This is a genomic window from Amycolatopsis alkalitolerans, assembly GCF_006152065.1.
Classification (GTDB): Bacteria; Actinomycetota; Actinomycetes; order Mycobacteriales; family Pseudonocardiaceae; genus Amycolatopsis_E; species Amycolatopsis_E alkalitolerans.
Window position 1 is genome coordinate 80,644 of record NZ_VDFW01000008.1, and the last position, 18,441, is coordinate 99,084.

Annotated in this window: 19 protein-coding genes; 5 read left to right on the top strand and 14 right to left on the bottom strand. The window is 70.5% G+C overall.

Annotation, left to right across the window (positions count from 1 at the left end):
- Positions 1-43 precede the first annotated feature (43 nt).
- From FG385_RS11970 to FG385_RS11985, 4 genes are all read right to left on the bottom strand, one after another.
- Positions 44-1,069: an NAD-dependent epimerase/dehydratase family protein gene (locus FG385_RS11970; protein ID WP_139096754.1), complete on the bottom strand. Its 1,026-nt coding sequence runs from the start codon at positions 1,067-1,069 to the stop codon at positions 44-46.
- Positions 1,066-1,851 carry a glycosyltransferase family protein gene (locus FG385_RS11975; protein ID WP_139096755.1) on the bottom strand — a complete coding sequence of 262 codons (786 nt, stop codon included), beginning with the start codon at positions 1,849-1,851 and terminating at the stop codon, positions 1,066-1,068. Before FG385_RS11975 ends, FG385_RS11970 begins: the two co-directional genes overlap by 4 nt.
- A gap of 4 nt (positions 1,852-1,855) precedes the next feature.
- Positions 1,856-3,115 carry a class I SAM-dependent methyltransferase gene (locus FG385_RS11980; RefSeq protein WP_139096876.1) on the bottom strand — a complete coding sequence of 420 codons (1,260 nt, stop codon included), beginning with the start codon at positions 3,113-3,115 and terminating at the stop codon, positions 1,856-1,858.
- A gap of 188 nt (positions 3,116-3,303) precedes the next feature.
- Positions 3,304-4,383 (bottom strand): class I SAM-dependent methyltransferase, encoded by a 1,080-nt coding sequence (locus tag FG385_RS11985; protein WP_139096756.1) that lies wholly within the window; start codon positions 4,381-4,383, stop codon positions 3,304-3,306.
- A gap of 46 nt (positions 4,384-4,429) precedes the next feature.
- On the opposite strand from FG385_RS11985, the gene FG385_RS11990 reads away from it, so the two are divergent.
- Entirely contained in the window at positions 4,430-4,981 is a 552-nt protein-coding gene (locus tag FG385_RS11990; protein ID WP_139096757.1) for a dTDP-4-dehydrorhamnose 3,5-epimerase family protein, read from the top strand.
- On the opposite strand, the gene FG385_RS11995 is transcribed toward FG385_RS11990, so the two are convergent.
- Positions 4,943-5,338 carry a carboxymuconolactone decarboxylase family protein gene (locus FG385_RS11995; RefSeq protein ID WP_139096758.1) on the bottom strand — a complete coding sequence of 132 codons (396 nt, stop codon included), beginning with the start codon at positions 5,336-5,338 and terminating at the stop codon, positions 4,943-4,945. The genes FG385_RS11990 and FG385_RS11995 overlap by 39 nt on opposite strands.
- Positions 5,339-5,465: 127 nt before the next feature.
- Here FG385_RS11995 and FG385_RS12000 point away from each other — a divergent pair, with 127 nt between their 5' ends.
- Positions 5,466-7,817, top strand: coding sequence for an aminotransferase class V-fold PLP-dependent enzyme (locus FG385_RS12000; RefSeq protein WP_160148774.1), 2,352 nt, complete (start codon positions 5,466-5,468; stop codon positions 7,815-7,817).
- Here FG385_RS12000 and FG385_RS12005 read toward each other — a convergent pair.
- Both FG385_RS12005 and trxA read right to left on the bottom strand, forming a co-directional pair.
- A complete protein-coding gene (locus FG385_RS12005) occupies positions 7,804-8,076 on the bottom strand; it encodes a metal-sensitive transcriptional regulator (RefSeq protein ID WP_139096760.1) in 273 nt (90 codons plus the stop codon). The two genes, FG385_RS12000 and FG385_RS12005, sit on opposite strands and share 14 nt — an antisense overlap.
- 45 nt (positions 8,077-8,121) lie before the next feature.
- On the bottom strand, positions 8,122-8,484 hold the full coding sequence (gene trxA, locus FG385_RS12010) for a thioredoxin (RefSeq protein WP_139096761.1): 363 nt from the start codon (positions 8,482-8,484) through the stop codon (positions 8,122-8,124).
- Positions 8,485-8,574: 90 nt separating this feature from the next.
- On the opposite strand from trxA, the gene FG385_RS12015 reads away from it, so the two are divergent.
- Both FG385_RS12015 and FG385_RS12020 read left to right on the top strand, forming a co-directional pair.
- The gene (locus FG385_RS12015) at positions 8,575-8,961 is read left to right on the top strand and encodes a DUF302 domain-containing protein (protein WP_139096762.1); all 387 of its coding nucleotides are present in this window, start codon (positions 8,575-8,577) and stop codon (positions 8,959-8,961) included.
- A gap of 152 nt (positions 8,962-9,113) precedes the next feature.
- A complete protein-coding gene (locus FG385_RS12020) occupies positions 9,114-9,938 on the top strand; it encodes a hypothetical protein (RefSeq protein ID WP_139096763.1) in 825 nt (274 codons plus the stop codon).
- On the opposite strand, the gene FG385_RS12025 is transcribed toward FG385_RS12020, so the two are convergent.
- Together FG385_RS12025 and FG385_RS12030 are read right to left on the bottom strand one after the other, a co-directional pair.
- Positions 9,931-10,737, bottom strand: a complete 807-nt coding sequence (locus tag FG385_RS12025; protein ID WP_139096764.1) for an SAM-dependent methyltransferase — start codon at positions 10,735-10,737, stop codon at positions 9,931-9,933. The genes FG385_RS12020 and FG385_RS12025 overlap by 8 nt on opposite strands.
- Positions 10,738-10,860: 123 nt before the next feature.
- On the bottom strand, positions 10,861-12,069 hold the full coding sequence (locus tag FG385_RS12030) for an FAD-dependent oxidoreductase (protein WP_139096765.1): 1,209 nt from the start codon (positions 12,067-12,069) through the stop codon (positions 10,861-10,863).
- Positions 12,070-12,217: 148 nt separating this feature from the next.
- Between FG385_RS12030 and FG385_RS12035 the strand changes: the two genes are divergently transcribed.
- Complete coding sequence (locus FG385_RS12035) at positions 12,218-12,844, top strand: sulfocyanin-like copper-binding protein (protein ID WP_139096766.1); 627 nt, start codon at positions 12,218-12,220, stop codon at positions 12,842-12,844.
- A 6-nt stretch (positions 12,845-12,850) separates the two neighbouring features.
- Here the strand turns inward: FG385_RS12035 and FG385_RS12040 are convergent, their stop codons facing one another.
- From FG385_RS12040 to FG385_RS12060, 5 genes are read right to left on the bottom strand one after another with little or no spacing between them, the layout of a single operon-like run.
- The gene (locus FG385_RS12040; RefSeq protein ID WP_139096767.1) at positions 12,851-14,254 is read right to left on the bottom strand and encodes an NADH-quinone oxidoreductase subunit N; all 1,404 of its coding nucleotides are present in this window, start codon (positions 14,252-14,254) and stop codon (positions 12,851-12,853) included.
- 5 nt (positions 14,255-14,259) lie between these two features.
- Complete coding sequence (locus tag FG385_RS12045; RefSeq protein ID WP_139096768.1) at positions 14,260-15,741, bottom strand: complex I subunit 4 family protein; 1,482 nt, start codon at positions 15,739-15,741, stop codon at positions 14,260-14,262.
- Positions 15,742-15,744: 3 nt separating this feature from the next.
- Positions 15,745-17,568, bottom strand: a complete 1,824-nt coding sequence (locus FG385_RS12050; RefSeq protein WP_235022528.1) for an NADH-quinone oxidoreductase subunit 5 family protein — start codon at positions 17,566-17,568, stop codon at positions 15,745-15,747.
- The gene (locus tag FG385_RS12055; protein WP_139096769.1) at positions 17,568-17,873 is read right to left on the bottom strand and encodes an NADH-quinone oxidoreductase subunit NuoK; all 306 of its coding nucleotides are present in this window, start codon (positions 17,871-17,873) and stop codon (positions 17,568-17,570) included. The genes FG385_RS12050 and FG385_RS12055 overlap by 1 nt, the downstream gene beginning before the upstream one ends.
- Positions 17,870-18,433: an NADH-quinone oxidoreductase subunit J gene (locus FG385_RS12060; RefSeq protein WP_139096770.1), complete on the bottom strand. Its 564-nt coding sequence runs from the start codon at positions 18,431-18,433 to the stop codon at positions 17,870-17,872. The genes FG385_RS12055 and FG385_RS12060 overlap by 4 nt, the downstream gene beginning before the upstream one ends.
- Positions 18,434-18,441 lie beyond the last annotated feature (8 nt).

Here is an 18,441-nt window from a genome sequence, read left to right on the forward strand (position 1 = left end):
GGGTTTCGGGGAGGGAGATGGTGATCAGACGCCTGGCGGGAGTTCAGGTTCGCCGTCGGCGCAGATCGTGCTCCAGCAGTTCGCGATCTCGCTGTTCGCGCAGCCAGGCCAGCCGCGTGAACCGCTGCTCGAACCCGGCCACGGTCAGCCCGTACCGGGTGTAGGCGTCCGCGAGTTCCCGCGCGCCTGCCGGCACCGTCCAGCGCGCTTCGAACCCGGGCATCGCCGCGCGGATGCGGGAGAAGTCCACGCGGTAGGAGCGCGGGTCGGGCCCGGCTTCGCCGGTGATGAGCAGCTTCGAATCGGGAACCGCGTCGGCCACGGCTTCGGCGATCTCGCGCACCGTCAGGTTGTTGACCTCGGTGCCGACGTTGAACGCGGTGTCGTGCACCGCGTCCACGGGCGCGGCGAGCGCCTCGGTGAAGGCCGCCGCGATGTCGAGTGCGTGCACCAGCGGCCGCCACGGCGTGCCGTCGGACAGGACCCGCACCTCACCGGTGAGCACCGCGTGGCCCACCAGGTTGTTGAGCACGATGTCGGCGCGCAGCCGTGGCGAGAACCCGAACGCGGTGGCGTTGCGCAGGTACACCGGGCTGAACGACGAGTCGGCGAGTTCGTGCAGATCGTCCTCGACCCGCACCTTGGATTCGGCGTACGGCGTCACCGGGCGCAGCGGCGCGTCCTCGGTCACCAGCTCCTCGCCGGCCGCGCCGTACACGGAACACGTCGAGGCGTAAAGGAACCGGCGCACCCCGGCGTCCTTGGCCAGGCGCGCCAGCCGGACCGACGCGGCGTGGTTGATGTCGTAGGTCAGCTCCGGCGCGAGCGAGCCGAGCGGGTCGTTGGACAGCGCGGCCAGGTGGATCACCGCGTCGAACCCGGCGACCCGTCCGGCAGGCACGTCACGCAGATCCACCGGCTCACCCGGCGGGTCGTCCGGGCGCGGGCCGAGCACGCAGTCGGCGAACAGACCCGAATCGAGCCCGGCCACCTCGTGCCCGGCCGCGCGCAGCACCGGCGCCATGACCGAGCCGAGATAGCCCTGATGTCCTGTCAGCAGTACCTTCACGCGACCACCCGAGTCTTTTCCCACAACATCCATGGCCGCGCGCCGCTGTCATAGGCGGCGTCGAGCGCGGCGCGCTCCTTGAACGTGTCCGCCGGCTGCCAGAACCCCTGGTGCGGGTAGGCCACCAGCCGTCCCTTCTCGGCGAGCGTGCCGCACGCGTCCTCGACGAGATCACCGTTTTCCGGGAGGTGGTCGAAGACTTCCTGGCGTAGCACGAAGAATCCGGCGTTCTCCCACACCGGCAGGCGGCTGGCGGGGCTGATCGAGCGCACCTGCCTGCCCTCGAGTTCGACGCAGTGGAACGTCGACTGCGGTGGCACGACCATCATCGAGGCGCCCGCGTCGGCCCCGGCGAAGTTCGTGATCATCTCGTCGAGCGGGGCGTCGGTGAGCACGTCGGCGTAGTTGGCGAGGAAGATCTCCTCATCGGCCACGTAGTCGCGCACGCGCCGCAGCCGCTCGCCGATCGTGGACTCGACCCCGGTGTGCACGAAGGTGATCGACCAGTCGCTGATATCGGTCGCGAGCAGGTCGACCCGGCCCTCGCGCATGACGAAGTCGTTCGACGCGGTTTCGGTGTAGGTCAGGAAGAAGTCCTTGATGTGCCGGGCGCCGTAACCCAGACACAGCACGAAGTCCTTGTGCCCGAAGTGGGCGTAGTAGCGCATGACGTGCCACAGCAGCGGCCGGGGACCGACCAGTTGCATCGGTTTCGGCACGTCGTCCGCGGGGCCGTTGCGCATGCGCATGCCGTAACCGCCGCAGAACAGCACCACCTTCATCGAGTCAGTCCACCTCTCCGTCGGGGGTCACGATCTCCAGCCGCGGGATCGGGAAGACCAGCCGCCCGCCCCAGTCCGCGACGTACCCGAGTTGGGCGCACAACTCGGCCCGCAGGTTCCATGGCAGGACGAGGACGTAGTCGGGCCGGTCGGCCGCGATCCGCTCGGGCGCGAAGATCGGGATACGGGTACCGGGCGTGTACCGCCCGTGCTTGTACGGGTTGCGGTCGACCGTGTACGGCAGCAGATCCGGGCGGATACCGCAGTGGTTGAGCAGCGTGTTCCCCTTGCCCGGCGCGCCGTAGCCGACGACGGTCTCACCGCGGCGGCGGGCCCGGACCAGGAATTCCAGCAAATCGAGCCGGACGTTTTCCACCCGCGCGGCGAAATCCTCGTACCCGCTCGAATCGTGCAAACCGGCCGCCTTCTCTTCGGCCAGGATCGCGCGCATCCGCTCGCTCGCCTCGCCGGCCACGGCCTCGGGCCGCGCCCACAGCCGGATCGATCCGCCGTGCGTGGGCAACTTCTCGACGTCGACGACCGCGAGCCCGGCGGTCTCGAGTGCTCGCCGGGCCGTGGCGACCGTGTAGTACTGGAAATGCTCGTGGTAGATCGTGTCGTACTGGGTCGACTCGACGAGGGTCAGCAGGTGCTGCACCTCGATCGAAAGCCACCCGTCGTCGGCCACCAGTTCCCGCAGCCCGCGGGTGAAGCCCAGGATGTCGGGGATGTGCGCGTAGACGTTGTTGGCCACCACCAGGTCCGCGGGCCCGTGCTCGCGCCGGACCGCCGCGCCGGTGTCCGGGTCGAGGAACGCCGTCAGCGTGGGCACGCCCGCCTCCCGGGCGGCCTGCCCGACATTGACCGACGGCTCGATGCCCAGGCACCGCAGGCCCCGCTCGACGACGTTGCGCAGCAGGTACCCGTCGTTGCTCGCGACCTCGACGACGAAGGCGGAACCGGTCAGCCCGAGGCGGTCCACGGCGGTGGTCACGAACGTCTCGGCGTGTTTCAGCCACGAGTTGGAAAATGACGAAAAATAGGCGTACTCAGTGAATGTCTCGACCGGGTCGAGCAACGGCGGCAACTGGACGAGAAAGCATTTCGTACACAGTCGCACATGCAACGGCAGTGTTAATTCGGGAGCGGCCAGTTCCGGTTCGGCGAGAAACGACTCGCACGGTGGGCTCGCCCCGAGGTCGACCACGCTGACCAGGCCCGACGCCCCGCACAGGCGGCATGACGGCCGCTGGTCGCTCTGCATGATCGCGGTGACACCCCTCGTCCCGGCTGCCCCGGGGCCCACACCCGGAGTTTGGTTCACCGTGACTATAGGGGTGACACCCTTCAGTGTTACGCGCAACTAGGTGAGAGCCTGACCCCTATTGGGTGAAAGTTGGAACACCACGTAATGCTTTCGTGGTCCGACGTTCCCTGACCTGCGCGAATACGCTACGCAACGAGCCACTCACAGTGATTGTTGTCGAGGGCCGGGAAGGCCGCCCGCACCTCCGCCAGAAGATCGGGCACGAACAGCAGCAGCGCGTCCGGAGGATCGCGCCGCAAGACCTCCGGGCCGACGATCGGAATCGTGCTCGCCGGCATCCGGCGCCCGTGTTTGGCGGCGGAAACATCCACAATGGCCGGCAACAGTCCGGCATCGATGCGCGCGTGCCGCAGCAGTGCGACCGCCCGGGACGCGGCGCCGTAGCCGAGCACCCGCCGGCCCGCCTTCGCGTACTCGGTGAGCTGCTCGCGCAACCGGCCGGCACCCTCGCGCGCCGCGCGCCCGAGCCCGGCGACCGCCTCCGGGTCGGTCACGCCCGAGGCGGTCTCGTGGCGCAGGAGGTCTTCGGTGCCGGGGGCGGGCTCGGCGTCCGGGCCGAGCTCGAGCAGTACCGTGCCGCCGTAGAGCGGGAACGACCAGCTGCGGCCGGGACGCAGCCCCGCCGTGCCCGCGAGCGTGACCGCGGCCGGCGTCGAGTAGTAGGCGAAATGCCCATGCCGCAACGCGTTCCACTGCCGCTGCGCGAGGATCGACGCCAGCGAGTGGAACTGCATCAGCAGCGCGCCGCCCGGCGCGATCCGCCCGGCGCGCGCCGCCATCGCGGCCCGCTGGTCCGGTTCGTGCATCAGCCCGAAGCAGTCCAGCACGAGGTCGGCCCGCTCGCCAGGACCGGCTTCGCGCATACCTTCCGCGCGCAGCAACGGAAGCCACGAGCCGCCGTGCGGGCTGCCGTACTCGACCACCGTCGCGCCCGGCCGCGCGATCCCGGCGGCGGTCAGCGCGCGGACCGCGTCGGCGGCCTGCTCGGTCAGTGCCCGCGGTTCGACTCCGGCGGGTTCCTCGGCGGTGCCCGGATCCTCGACGAGCTGGGCGAGCGAGCACTGCCCGCACAGCCACATGCGCAGCCGGAACAGCGGGTCTGGACCAGGGTCGGTCGCGAGCGGGAACAGGTCGCAGGGCGCCTGCTCGCCGAGATCGAGGACGTACCCGCCCGCGGTCGTGCCGCAGGACCGGCATGATGGCATGGGGTCTCCCGGAGCTCGACATTCCACCGACAGGAGCAACTTAGCCGTGCAGGTCACCGAAACCGAGATCGCGGGCGTGTTCGTGTTCCGCCCGCAACCCCACCACGACGACCGCGGGTTCTTCACCCGCACCTTCGACGCCGCGATCGCCCGCGAGCACGGGATCGAACTGGGCCCCGAGGCTCAGGACTCGCAGTCCCGCTCGAAGCTCGGGGTCGTGCGCGGGCTGCACGGCCGGTCCGGACGCGGCGAGGCGAAGCTGGTGCGCTGCGCCCACGGGGCGGTGCTCGACACCGTGATCGACATCCGGCCGGACTCGCCCACCTTCGGGCGCCGGTGCGAGTTCCGGCTCGACGACACCCAGTTCGCGCACCTGTACGTGCCGCCCGGGATGCTGCACGGGTTCCAGGCGCTGTCCGGCACCGCGGACGTCTGCTACCGCATCGACCGGCCGCACGATCCGTCGGAGGACCTCGCCGTCCGGTACGACGACCCCGACCTCGCGATCGCCTGGCCGCTGCCGGTGAGCCAGGTCAGCGCCCGGGACGCGCAGGCCCCCTCATGGCGCGAGCTGCTGGCCGGCTTGGGACGCGGGTGAGCGATCACGCTCGTCGCGCGCCGCGTAGAACTCCTCGAAGGCCGCGTAGGCGCGAGCACCGTAGACGGTCGCCGGACCGCCGTTCATCAGGAAAGTCACGCCGATGGCCTCGGCGGCTTCGGCGGGCTCGGCGCCCTGGAGGACGGCGCCGCGCGCGTGGGCGGCGATGCAACCATCGCATTCCTTGCTCACCGCGATCGCCAGCGCGATCAGTTCTTTCGTCTTCGCGTCCACCGCACCGGCGGCCAGCGCGGCGTCGTGCAGGTGCCGGTAGCCCTCGTACACCCCGGGGATCGCGTGCCGCAGCTCGCGCGTGGGTTTGCGCAGCTCTTCCCGGACCACGTTGCCGTAGCTCATGTCATCCCTCTTCCGTCGCTCGCCCCGAGCGTGCGCCGGCCCGGCCGTGGCGGCCACGGACTTCGGTCCCCTGATCACGGGAACACGGACCCTTCCCGGACATACCCCCACGGGTACTATGGGAACGATGGAGTCCCTGCTTGACGACGTCCGGCGCGTGCTGGTCGTGGTGGCGCATCCCGACGACGAGTCGTTCGGCCTCGGCGCGCTGCTCGGGTCGCTGACGGCCCGTGGCGCGGCGTCGGCCGTGCTGTGTTTCACCCGCGGCGAAGCGTCGACTCTGCACGACGGGCCCGGAGAACTGGCCACCATCCGGTCCGCCGAACTCACCGCCGCGGCGAAGGTGCTCGAGGTCGAGACGACCAGCCTCCTCGACTATCCCGACGGCCGTCTCGCGGAGGTCCCGCTGACGGAACTCGCCGGCCAGGTACGGGCCGCGATCCGCCGGTTCCGGCCGACGCACCTGCTGGTCTTCGACACCGGCGGCATCACCGGCCACCCGGATCACCGGCGGGCGACCGAAGCCGCGCTCGCCGCCGCCGACAGTCTGCCCGTGCTGGCCTGGGCATTGCCCGAACAGGTCGCGACCACCCTGAACGAGGAGTTCGGCGCTCGCTTCGCCGGCCGGCCGGAACGCGAACTGTCCCGGCCGCTGAAGGTCGACCGCGCGCTGCAGTGGCAGGCCATCGCCTGCCATCACAGCCAGTCCTCCGACAACCCGGTGCTGCGCCGCCGGCTGGAACTGCTCGGCGACCGCGAGTACGTCCACCTGCTCACCGAGGACGCAACCCCTTTGCTGGAGCGGATCCGGCACGGGATCATCGGTGACGGCGAGGTGCTGGACGGGCCGTATGGCCCGGCGAAGGTGGTGTACGCCGACTACACCGCGTCCGGGCGATCACTGGACTTCATCGAGGACTTCCTGCGCGAGCAGGTGCTCCCCCGCTACGCCAACACGCACACCGAAAGCTCCGGGACCGGGCTGCAGACGGGCGTGCTCCGCGAGGACGCCCGCCGGCTCATCCGGGACGCGGTGGGCGGCGGCGAGAACGATCTGGTGATCTTCTGCGGTTCGGGGGCGACGGCCGCGGTCAACAAGCTCGTCGGCATCCTCGAACTGCGCCTGCCCGCCGGGCTCGACGAGCGATACCAGCTGACCGAACGGATCCCGCCCGGCGAGCGGCCCGTGGTGTTCGTGGGCCCGTTCGAGCACCATTCCAACGAACTGCCCTGGCGTGAGTCCATCGCCGACGTGGTGGTCATTCCCGAGGACCCCGACGGCCATATCGACCTCGCCGCGCTGGCCGGCGAACTCGTCCGCTACCGTGACCGTCCACTTCGGATCGGCAGCTTCTCGGCCGCCTCCAACGTGACCGGCCTGCTCTCGGACGCCGACCGGATCGCCGCGCTGCTGCACGAGCACGGCGCGCTGTCGTTCTGGGACTACGCCGCGGCCGGGCCGTACGTCCCGATCCGGGTCGCCGAGAGCGCGCCGGGACGCGGGGATCACAAGGACGCGATATTCCTGTCACCGCACAAGTTCGCCGGCGGACCGCAGACCCCGGGCGTGCTCGTGGTGCGGCGCGAACTGGTCACCAACCGCGTGCCGACGATTCCGGGCGGCGGCACGGTGGCCTTCGTCGACCCGCTCGGTCACCAGTACCTCGACGATCCCGTCGCCCGCGAGGAAGGCGGGACACCGGCGATCATCGAGTCCATCCGCGCCGGTCTGGTGTTCGGGCTCAAGCAGGCGGTGGGCACCGACGTCATCCAGGCTCGCGAGGAGCGGTTGTGGCGGCGTGCGCTGGAACGCTGGGAGGCGAACCCGAACATCGAACTGCTGGGCAACCGGCACGCGCGCAGGCTGTCCATCGTGTCGTTCCGGATCCACGTGGCCGGCTCGTACCTGCACCACAACTACGTGGTGGCCCTGCTCAACGACCTGCTCGGGATCCAGGCACGCGGCGGCTGCTCGTGCGCCGGGCCCTACGGCCATCGCCTGCTGTCCATCGACACCGAGCATTCGCACGCCTTCGAGCGCGAGGTGTCGGCCGGCTGCGAAGGGATCAAACCCGGCTGGACCCGGGTCAACTTCAACTACTTCATCTCCGACGCCGTGCGGGACTACCTCATCGACGCCGTGGACCTGCTCGCCCGGCTCGGTCACCGGCTCCTGCCGGACTACACCTTCGAACCGCACACCGGGCTGTGGCGGCACCGCGCCGGCCCCGCCGGCCCCGCGCTACGCCTGAGCGACCTGCGCTACGACGGCGAGGGCAGGCTCGTCTACCCGCACCACCGGATCCAGGCCGATGAGGACGTGCTGCCGAAACAGCTCCTGCACGCGCGTGAACTCCTCGAAGCCAGGCCCGACGGCATCGAGAGCGGGCCGACGGGCCTGGCTGCCGACTTCGAGGAGCTGCGGTGGTTCCACCTGCCCCCGGGCTGCCTGACGCAGCCGGAGATCAGGCGAGACTGAGGAACAACTTCTCCAGCTGCGCCCGGTTGGCCTCGGCCTCCGGGGCTCCGGCGCGCTCGTCCACCAGGCATTTGTCCATTCCGGTCGAGATGATCTTGAACCCGGCCCGGTCCAGCGCGCGGGACGCGGCGGCCAGCTGAGTGATCACGTCCTGGCAGTCCCGGCCGGATTCGATCATCTGGATGATCCCGCCGATCTGCCCTTGCGCCCGCCGCAACCGCTTCACCACGTCGGACAGCTCGTCCGCCTCGAACTTCACCGCAACCTCCCTGTTTCTACCCCCAGGGGTATCACCATACCCGATTCAGCTCTGCTGCGCGGCCACCTGTTCGCGTACTTCGTCCATGTTCACCCCGCGGGCCTGCTCGATCAGCTGCTCCAGCGCCTGTTCGGGCAGCGCACCCGGCTGCGCGTACAGCACCACACCGTCGCGGATGATCATGAGCGTCGGGATCGAGGAGATCCCGAACGCGCCGGCCAGTTCCTGCTCCGCCTCGGTGTCCACCTTGCCGAAGACGATGTCGGTGTGCTGCTGCGACGCGCGGTCGTACACGGGCGCGAACATCCGGCACGGCCCGCACCACGACGCCCAGAAGTCCACGAGCACCATGCCGTCGGCCCCGACGACGTCGTTGAAGTTCTCCTTGGTCAGCTCTACGGTTGCCATCTCACTCTCCCGGATATACCTGTAGGGGTATCTTGAGGTTAGAACACAGGAGACCGGGAACGCATTCCCGGTACACGGCGAGGAGGTCCCATGGACATCGGTATCAGCGTTCGGGTCGGCGTGCCCTTCGACGAGGCGGTCGAACGGACCCGTGCCGCGCTCAAGGAGCAGGGCTTCGGGGTGCTGACCGAGATCGACATGCAGAAGACCATGCGCGAGAAGCTCGGCGAAGAGACCGAGCGGTACGTGATCCTCGGCGCCTGCAACCCGCCACTCGCCCATCGCGCGCTCGGCGTCGACCGGCAGATCGGGCTGCTGCTGCCGTGCAATGTGGTCGTACGGGAGACCGAGGGCGGCACGCTCGTCGAGGCACTCGATCCGGAGATCATGGTCAGCGCGACCGGCGAATCCGGCTTCGAACCGGTCGCCACGGAGGCCGCCACACGGTTGCGCAAGGCACTGGACGCGCTCAGCTGAACCGGCGGTAGCTCACTCGGGGACGTTGGTTGTCGATCAGCAGATTGACCAAGTAGGTCCACATGAGACTCGGCGCGCCGAACCGGCGAGCCGGGTACGTGGTGAGTTGGCATAATTGCCGGCGACGACGGCCGGCAGAGGAGTCACCCACAATGCGGACCAGGATCCAGAAGATCACCCCGAAGAAGGCGGAGGAGATGCTCGCCGCCAATACCGCCAACCGGCCTCTGTCCAGGCCACTGGTGCGTTCGTTCGCGGAGGCCATGCGGCGCGGCGACTGGAGGGTGACTCACCAGGGCATCGCCTTCGACGCCAACGGGGTGCTCGTCGACGGCCAGCACCGGCTCGCCGCGATCATCGAAGCCGACCTTCCGGTGGAACTGACCGTGTTCACCGACGTCCCGCCGGACACGTTCGACGTGCTCGACACCGGGCGCAAGCGCAATGCCGCCGACGCGCTGGCCATCGAGGGCGAGACGAACAGCCACATGCTCGCCTCGATGCTGCGCACCGTGTGGCTGTACCAGAACCGCCCGGAGGTCAGCTGGTCCGGCGCCAATGCCCTGGTCACCAACCACCAGATCGTCGAAACCCTCGAAGCGAACCCGACGATCCGCGAGTACGTCAAGCTCGGTGAGCGGATCGCCGCCGAGGCCGCGATGATCAAGTCCGCGGCCGGCGCCGCCAGCTACCTCGTCCACGACGCCAACAAGGGCGCCGACCTCGACGACTGGTTCGAGGGCATCATCGGCGGCGCCGGCCTCAAGCGCGCGGACCCGCGCCTGACGTTCCGCAACCACATGTTCCGGCTCGCCCGCAAGCAGGCCGGCCAGGTGCTCAAACGCCGCGACACCCGCGAGCACGTCACCCTTTACCTCAAGGCGTTCAATGCCTGGGCTCGGGGCGAGGACCTGCCCCAGCTGCGCTTCACCAACCGCGAGCCGCTGCCCCCTGTCGTCAGGGTCCCGGTCAGCTGACGCGCCCGACCGCGGCCAGGATGCCGGCCTCCTCGGGACGGTCGCCGACGTCCTCGGTGCGATCGGGCCGCCATTGGGGGGTGAACACGACGCCGGGTTCGACGATGTCGAGCCCGTCCATCAGCGCCCCGATCTCGTCGCGCCCGCGCAGGTACAGCGGGTTCGTGGTGTTCTTGTACATCTCCACCGCGCGGTACATCTCTTCGTCCTGCTCGTCGCCGGTATCGGAGGAGACCGCGAGGTAGCTGCCCGGGGCCAGCGCGTCGCGATAGCGGGCGATCAGCCCGGCCGGGTCGCGCTCGGGCGGGATGAAATGCACGAACGCCGCCAGGATCACCATCACCGGCTGCGAGAGGTCGAGTAGCCGCCGGCTGGTGGGGTGAGCCAGCACGTCCTCGGGGTGCTCGCCGTCCGCGGGGACCATCGCGGCGTACTCGTTGCCGTCGAGGACTCGCTCGCTGTGCGCGATCGCCACCTGCTCGTTGTCGACGTAGACCACGCGCGCCTCCGGATCACGCGCGTGCGCGATCTCGTGCACGTGACCCACGGCCGGCATCCCGGAGCCGACGTCGAGGAACTGACGGATCCCCTGGTCGAGCCCGAAGCGCACGACCCGCTGCAGCCACGCCCGGTTCAGCCGGCAGATCAGGCGGGCCCGCGGGAGCTGCTCGATCACCTTCTCGGCGAACTCACGGTCGATCGCGTAGTTGAGGGTGCCGCCGAGCAGATAGTCGTACACGCGGGCCGAGTTCGGCTTGTCCAGGTCCAGGTCACGGACCCCCAGTTCCTGTTCCGCCATCCCAGTTCCTCCGTAACGTCAAGCCGTGACACGTCGCGTCTTGCACGTTACCGGGCATGTCCGGACGGTGGTCGACACGGGCGGGAACGGGCGTCCGCCCACCCGGGCAGAGTCCTCCCCACGTCAGCGCACCGGCTGGCGCTGGTCGCGGGCTTGGGCGAGCTGGCCGATGAGCGTGGTCGACTTCCCGGCGAGCGTGCCCGCGACGTACCGGTCGATCCCGGGGAGACGGGCGAGCTTCAGCGCGATCCGGCGCATCCGCAACTGGAGTCGCGAACCGGGCAGGAACCACTGCACACCGCGCCGGGCGGCCTGCTGCTTCTCGATGACCACCGGTCGCCACAGCCGTTCGTAGCCGGCCAGTGCCGCCTCGATCGGCCCCGCCGTGGCCAGCTGATCGGCCAGCACGTACGCGCCCGCGATCGCGAGCGAAGCGCCCTGACCGGCGAGCAGCGACACCGCTTGGCAGGCGTCACCGGCGAGGGTCACCCGCCCGGCGCTCCACTCCGGCATCTCGATCTGCGCGACCTGGTCGTAGTACACCTCGCCGGCGGGCGGGCACTCCTGGAGCACCCGCGGCGCGACCCAGCCGAGCGAGCCGTAGGCGCGGCGGACGGCTTCGCGCGCGTCGTGCGGCAGATGGGGGTCACTCTCGCGATGCACGGCGAACACGGCGACCCGGCCGTCTCGCAGACCGTAGAAGCCCATCTGACGGTCCACCGTGTCGGTGAGACCGAACCGGTTCGCCACCACGCGGTGGATCTCCGCGTCCTCGACCAGGAACGCGGCCGTGTGGAACCCCAGGTACCGGAAGAACTCCCGCTCCGGCCCGAAAACCAGGCGCCGCACCGTGGAATGGATCCCGTCGGCGCCGACGAGCAGGTCGGCCTCGATGGTTTCGCCGCCGGCCAGTTCCACCTCGACTCCCCCGGCCTCGTTGCGCACGCCCGTGAGGCTCGTCCCGAAACGCAGGCGCACCCCGACCGGCAACGCCTCACGGAGCACCTGCTCGAGATCGGGTCGCATGATGCTCAGCAGGCGGCCGCCGATCGCCGTGGCGAACTGGTCGTAGCGGAGTCCGGCACGGCGCCGTCCGCGCTCGTCGAAATAGGTGGCTTCGGTGAACGGGTACCCCACTTCGCGCAGCCGGGGCTCGAGGCCCATGGCTTCCATGGCGTCGTAGCCCGGCCCGAAGAAGTCGATCATGTACCCCTGCGTCCTCGGTCGCGGCGCCCGTTCCAGCACCACGACCTCCGCGCCGTCGGCCGCCAGCCGGTGGGCCACCGCGAGCCCCGCGATACCGGCCCCGCAGACCACGATTCTCCTCGTCATCACCGCTCCCTGGTCAATCGCCCTGAACGATCGCCCTAGTGTAGCGGAGTCTGGCCTCGGTCCTCGCCTCGCGGGACGGAGGTCCCTACCGCCGAAGCGTGTGCGCGCCTGAGGCTCTGTTCCGGGAACACCGCGGAAAAGGGCTGACATGCGCGGCCGACAACTCGCCATCGCTGGTGCCGTGTTCGCAGCCGGCGCGCTCGCGATCGCCGGGACCATCGCACTGACCACGACCGGGCCTGGCACGGCCGCGTACGGACCGATGATGGGCGCCACGCCCGCGCGTGGTGGGATCGTCAGCGACGGCAGCGCGGCCGGGCTGGCCGCCCGGGTGCCTGCCGGCGCGAGTGTCGACAGCGCCGGGAACACGCTGGTCTTCCACACTTCGACGGTCGCGTTCACCGCCGTGGCGAGCCCGCCAGACGAAGGTATGTACACCTTCGGCGTCGCCGGGATGACCAATCCGGTCATCGAGATCCCGCGAGGCGCGCGCGTGAGCATCGAGGTCGTCAACGCCGACGACGACATGCCACACGGCCTGGTCGTGACGTCCGGGCAAGCCGCCGCCGGCCCGATGCCGATGATGACCACGGTTCCATCGTTCCCCGGGGCCGCCGTGTGGACGCTGGCCCAGGCGAGCCCGGCCGGCCTCAGCACCGCCACCGAGACGTTCACCGCCGGCGTCCCCGGCCGGTACCAGTACCTCTGCCCGGTGCCCGGCCACGCCGCGGCCGGGATGGCCGGGGCCTTCGTCGTGACCGGAAGCGATCAGTGACTGTGCTCAGCGCAGGATGAGCCCACCCCGGAACAGCGCGAGCAGCGGGCCCGCGAGCAGCCCCACCGCGACCGAGCCGCCCGCGCACACGTACGCCGTCACGGCGGCCCACTTCTCGCCTGCGGCCACGGCGGGCGACCCGCCGCGCACGGCCGGGGCGATCCAGCGCAGGTAATAGAAGACGCTGGCCACCGTGTTGACCGCGGCGACGGCGACCAGCCAGGCGTACCCGCCGCCGAACGCCGCGGTGAACACGGTCAGCTTTCCGGCGAACACTCCCGTCGGCGGGGTGCCGACGAGCCCGAGCAGGCAGACGGCGAGGCTGACGGCAAGCCACGGGCGGCGGCCGAGCAGACCGCGGTAGTCCTCGATCGCGGTGACGCCGGGCAGCGCGCACACCACCGCGAAGGCACCGAGATTGGTCACGGCATACGCGGCGAGGTAAAGCAAGAGGGCGGGCAGCGGGAGCGCCCCGCGCCCAGCCACGGCGACGGCCATCAGCAGGTAGCCGACCTGGCTGATCGTCGAATAAGCCAGCAGCCGCCGCACGTCGCGCTGGAAGAACGCGGCGAGATTGCCCAGCGTCATGGTGACCGCGGCGATGATCGCGAGCAGCAGCGACCAGTCCGCCGCCCAATGCCCGAAGGCGGACACCACGAGCCGATAGGCGGCGATCACCGCACCGATCTTCGGCACCGTGGTGAGGAACGCCGCGACCGGTGGCCTGGTGCCCTCCGTGACGTCGGGCACCCAGAACTGCGCCGGGACCGCGCCCATCTTGAACAGCAGCCCGCCGAGCACGCCGACGAACCCCACGGCCACCGCGGCGGACGGCGCGGAGGCGAGTTCGAGTTCGCCGTAGCCGGTGGCGCGGCCGACGCCGAACACGACGGTGGCACCGGCCAGCATGGTGATCCCCAGCAACGCGCCGAGCAGGTAGAACTTCAGCGAGGCCTCGGTCCCCGTGTCGTCCTTCGCGAAACCGGCCAGCGCGTAGAGCGGGATGCTCGCGAGCAGGTACCCGGCCACCAGCATCATCAGGTCGTTCGCCCCGGCCAGCACGATGCCGCCCAGCGCCGCCAGCAGGATCAGCACGTACAACTCGCTTTCGCGGGCGGCACCGGCGAACGCGGCCGCGGTGACGCCCACCGTGATCAGCACCGCGACGAGCACGATCGCGCGTGCGGCGTTGGTCGCGACGTCGATCGCGTAGCTGCCGCCGAACACCGTGGTGTCCGGTCGCGACCAGCGGGCCCCGGTCACGGCGAGGGCCGCCGCACACGCGAGCACGATGAGCAGCCGGACCGGCCACTGGCGGCGGCGCGGCAGGTAGGACCCCAGCAGCAACGCCACCACCGCGGCCACCGCCAGCACGATCTCGGGCAGCAGCGCCGCCGGGTTCTCGTTCATCGTGCTCACCGGCCCAGCAGGTCGAGCACCGCCTGCGACGCGGGCTCGATCAGGTCGAGCAGGAACCGCGGGAACACGCCGACGACCACCGCGAGCACCAGCAGCGGCGCGATCGAAAACCCTTCCGCCGCCGTCAGATCCGCTATCGGGCCGGGCCCCTGGGACGCGCCGAGGAACACCTTCCGGAACGCCCGCAGGAACAGCGCGGCCGTCACCAGGATGCCGAGCAGGGCCAGCGCCGTGGCGACCGGAGCCACGCCGAGCGCGCCGGTGAAGATCTGGAACTCGGCGATGAACCCGGAAAATCCCGGCAGCCCGAGCGACGCGAACGCGGCCACGGCGGTGAGCCCGGCGAACCGTGGCGCGGCGGCCGCCAGCCCGCCGTAGCGATCCATGTCGTACGTGCCGCCACGCTCATAGAGCACGCCGGCGAGCAAGAACAGCGCGCCCGTGATGAGACCGTGGCTGACCATCTGCGTGACCGCCCCGGTCACCGCGAGCCGGCGGGCATCGGCGGTGGAGCCGGCGACGAGACCCGCGGCGCCGACCGCGAGGACGATGTAACCCATGTGGTTGACCGAGGTGTAGGCGATCATCCGCTTGAAGTCCCGCTGCCCCAGCGCGACGAACGCGCCGTACAGGACGCTGACCACCCCGACTACGACGAACACCACCGCGTACCGCCGCCAGGTGTCCGGCAGGATCGGCATCGCGATCCGGACGAACCCGTAGGTGCCCATCTTCAGCAGCACCCCGGCCAGGATCGCCGACCCGGCGGCCGGGGCTTCGGTGTGCGCGGGCGGGAGCCACGTGTGGAACGGCACGGTCGGGGTCTTGATCGCGAAGCCGAGGCCGAGTGCGAGCAGCACACCGCCCGCGAGCCAGCCTCGCCCGGCCAGCGGCGCCTGCCGGGTGAGCTCGACGATGTCGAACGTATGCGGGTTCGCGGTCAGATACAGCGCGATGAACCCGACCAGCAGCGCGAGCGAGCCGATGAAGGTGTAGAGGAAGAACTTCGTCGCGGCGCGCGTGGCGTCCCGGTGGCCCCAGCCGGCGATGACGAAGTACATGCCCACAATGGACAGATCGAAGAACACGAAGAACAGGATCAGGTCGAGCGCCGCGAACAGGCCGAGGCTGACGGTTTCCAGGAACAGGAACAGCACGGTGAACAAGCGCACCCGGGACTCCTGCCGCAGCGAGTACACCGCGCACGCGAGGAACAGGCTCGCGGTCAGCGCGACGAGCGGCAGGCTCAGCCCGTCGACCCCGATGTGGTACCCGGAGCTGACGCTCGGGATCCACCGCAGATCGACCTCTCCCGCGTAACCGCTGCCGGGATAGCGCACCCACAACGCGATCACGAGCCCGAGATCGGCCGCGGCGACGGCGATCCACCACCAGCGCACGAACCGGGCGGAAACGCGGGGCGCCACGACGAGCGGCACCGCGGCCACCAGCGGCAGGAACACCACCAGGCTGAGCACGCCTCACCTCACGTTCAGGATGATCAGGAGTATCGCGAGCACACCCAGCCCGACCGCGGCCTGGGCGTAGTACTGGTGCAGGCGCCCGGTCTGCGGTCTCGACGCGAGGCGCCCGAGCGCGGCCGTCGCGCGTGCCACACCACGGACCACACCGTCGACCGACCACTCGATCCGGGTGTCGGCCAGGCGCCCGAGCGCGGCCCCGGTCGCCGCCGCCGCGCGCACGCCCCCGTCCACCACCCGGTCGTCGAACCGGGCGAGCGCCGTGCCGAACCGGAGCGCCGGGACTGCGACGAACCGGCGCGCGAACCCTTCGAGCCCGAACCAGCCCGCGAGCACGGCCGTGCCCGCCAGACTGCGCGACCGCGTCCACGCCGCCGCGGCCAGCACCCCGGCGATCGCGATCACGCCCGACACCAGCAGCTCCGCCCAGCCCGAGGCAGGCTCCGCACTGCCGACGAGTCCCTCGAACGACCGGCGAGGTCCGGGCAGACCGCCGAGACCGAGCAGGGCCGCGGCGGCGGCGAGCACGGGCAGCGGCCCGAGCAGCAGCGCGCTCAGTGGCCGGCCGGGCCCGGGTTCCGCGGGCAGCCACAGGATCGCCAGGACACGGCCGACGTACGCGCCGCTGACCAGTGCGGCCGCCAGCCCGACCGCATACAGGGCCGGGGAATCGGCCAGCGCGGCGGTGAGCACTGCGTCCTTGGTCACCCAGATCGACAGCGGCGGCACCCCGGCCAGCGCGAGCGCCCCGATCGTGAAAACCGTACCCAGGAAGGGAAACCGGCGTGCCGCTCCCCGCAGCCGCTCGAGATCCCTGGTGTCGAGCGCGATGAGCCAGGCCCCCGCGACGAGGAACAGCAGGCTCTTGGTCGCCGCGTGCGCCACGAGCTGACCCGTCCCGGCCGCCACGCCGCTCACGCCCGCGGCGAGCACCATGAAACCGATCTGGGAACACGTCGAGGCCGCGAGTACCTGCTTCAGATCGCGCTGCGCGACCGCGACCGCGCCGAGCGCCAGCGCGGTGATTGCTCCAGCCCACGCGACCACGGTGGCCGCCCAGCCGGTCGCGGCGAGCAGCGGCTCGATCCGCAGCAGCAGATACGCCCCGGCGGCCACCATCGTGGCCGAGTGCAGCAGCGCCGACACCGGGCTGGGGCCGTCCATCGCGCGCGACAGCCAGAAACTGAACGGCAATTGGGCGGATTTGCCGACCGCCGCGAGGACCAGCCCGGCCGCGATCGCGTCCCGCCATCCCCCAGCCGCTCCCGGCAGGCCCGCCAGCGAAAGCCCGCCCACACCACCGGCCAGCGCCGCACCGGCCGCGAAGTACATCCCGAGATCCGCCGCCCTGGTGGTCAGGAACGCGACGGCGCCGGAGACTGCCGGCCGCCGTTCCCGCCAGTGAAAGCCGATGAGCGCGTAGGAGCAGGCGCCCATCACTTCCCACGCCATCAGCAGCACCACGAGATCCCGCGCGGTGACGGTCACCAGCATGGCGGCGGCGAACACGAGCATCAGCCCGTGGAAGCGGGCGCTGCCGAACTCACCGGCGGCGAACACGAGCACCGCGATCAGCACCGCGGCGACGGTCACCACCAGGACGGCCGAAAGCCCGTCGACCGCCAGGCCGGCGGGCATGCCCGCGAGCAGTGGCACGGAGACCGCCGGCCTCGTGACCGCCGCGACGATGGCCAGTACCCCGGTCACGGCCGCCACGGTCACACCGAGGAGGGCGGCGACGCGGTCGGCGGCGTGCCCCGCGACCAGGAGCGAGGCCCCGGCCACCAGCGGCACCGCGACGAGGAACCAGAGGATCACCGGCATCAGCCCTTGAGATCCGTGGCCGAGTCGGTCACGTCCAGGTCGCGACGGCGGAAGATCGCCGTCGTCACCGCGAACCCGGCCGCCATGTCCACCGCCATCAGCACGAGCGCGACCACCACCACGACCTGGCCGTCCGGGCGGGCGGGTGAGACGAAGTACCAGAACGCGGCCGCGGCGACGATCACGGCCGCGGCCATCAACTCGAGCCCCATCATGATCATCACGATGGACTGCTGCGACAGCGCGCCGTAGAGCCCGACGCTGAACAGGGCCGCGGCCAGGACGAGGAACGCCTGCAGGATCACCGGTTCAGCCCTCCGGGTACCGGATCGTCCGGTTTGGCGGCATCGAGCCGGTCGCCGTAGCGGTCGTAGCGGCCGCGCTGGGTGGCCAGGACGACGGTGGTGACCATCGTGGCGAACAGGCCCAGCCCGAGCACCATCATCACGAGCATCTTCGAACCCATCAGCGCCTCACCGAGCGCGCGAGTGGCGTCCGCGGGCGGGCGGCCCGCCGGCGACGGCCACGGCACGAGGAAGATCCCGGTGGTCAATGCGGCGAACACCGCACCGGCGATCACCAGCGCGCCCTTCTGGTTGTGCACCATGGACATCGGCATGAGCCCGGCCGGGTTCATCATGTACATGATCATGAACACCGCCATGATGACCATCTCCATGATCATCATGAGGATCACGAGCACCCCCAGGTAGGCGAGGTTCAGCAACAGCACCGTGCCCGCGGCGAAGACGAACGAGGCCAGCAGCGCGAAGGTCGCCCTGGCCATCGAGTCCACCCGGAACACGGCGATCCCGGTCGCCACCGATCCGGCCGCGCAGAGCCAGAACAGGATTTGCGCCCACATTCGGTCCG

Bases quoted from the DNA above. Each gene is read 5' to 3' on its own strand.
- FG385_RS11975 (WP_139096755.1), bottom strand. From the start codon at position 1,851: ATGAAGGTGGTGCTGTTCTGCGGCGGTTACGGCATGCGCATGCGCAAC.
- FG385_RS11980 (WP_139096876.1), bottom strand. From the start codon at position 3,115: ATGCAGAGCGACCAGCGGCCGTCATGCCGCCTGTGCGGGGCGTCGGGC.
- FG385_RS11985 (WP_139096756.1), bottom strand. From the start codon at position 4,383: ATGCCATCATGCCGGTCCTGCGGCACGACCGCGGGCGGGTACGTCCTC.
- FG385_RS11995 (WP_139096758.1), bottom strand. From the start codon at position 5,338: ATGAGCTACGGCAACGTGGTCCGGGAAGAGCTGCGCAAACCCACGCGC.
- FG385_RS12000 (WP_160148774.1), top strand. From the start codon at position 5,466: ATGGAGTCCCTGCTTGACGACGTCCGGCGCGTGCTGGTCGTGGTGGCG.
- trxA (WP_139096761.1), bottom strand. From the start codon at position 8,484: ATGGCAACCGTAGAGCTGACCAAGGAGAACTTCAACGACGTCGTCGGG.
- FG385_RS12015 (WP_139096762.1), top strand. From the start codon at position 8,575: ATGGACATCGGTATCAGCGTTCGGGTCGGCGTGCCCTTCGACGAGGCG.
- FG385_RS12020 (WP_139096763.1), top strand. From the start codon at position 9,114: ATGCGGACCAGGATCCAGAAGATCACCCCGAAGAAGGCGGAGGAGATG.
- FG385_RS12025 (WP_139096764.1), bottom strand. From the start codon at position 10,737: ATGGCGGAACAGGAACTGGGGGTCCGTGACCTGGACCTGGACAAGCCG.
- FG385_RS12030 (WP_139096765.1), bottom strand. From the start codon at position 12,069: ATGACGAGGAGAATCGTGGTCTGCGGGGCCGGTATCGCGGGGCTCGCG.
- FG385_RS12035 (WP_139096766.1), top strand. From the start codon at position 12,218: ATGCGCGGCCGACAACTCGCCATCGCTGGTGCCGTGTTCGCAGCCGGC.
- FG385_RS12040 (WP_139096767.1), bottom strand. From the start codon at position 14,254: ATGAACGAGAACCCGGCGGCGCTGCTGCCCGAGATCGTGCTGGCGGTG.
- FG385_RS12050 (WP_235022528.1), bottom strand. From the start codon at position 17,568: ATGCCGGTGATCCTCTGGTTCCTCGTCGCGGTGCCGCTGGTGGCCGGG.
- FG385_RS12060 (WP_139096770.1), bottom strand. From the start codon at position 18,433: ATGTGGGCGCAAATCCTGTTCTGGCTCTGCGCGGCCGGATCGGTGGCG.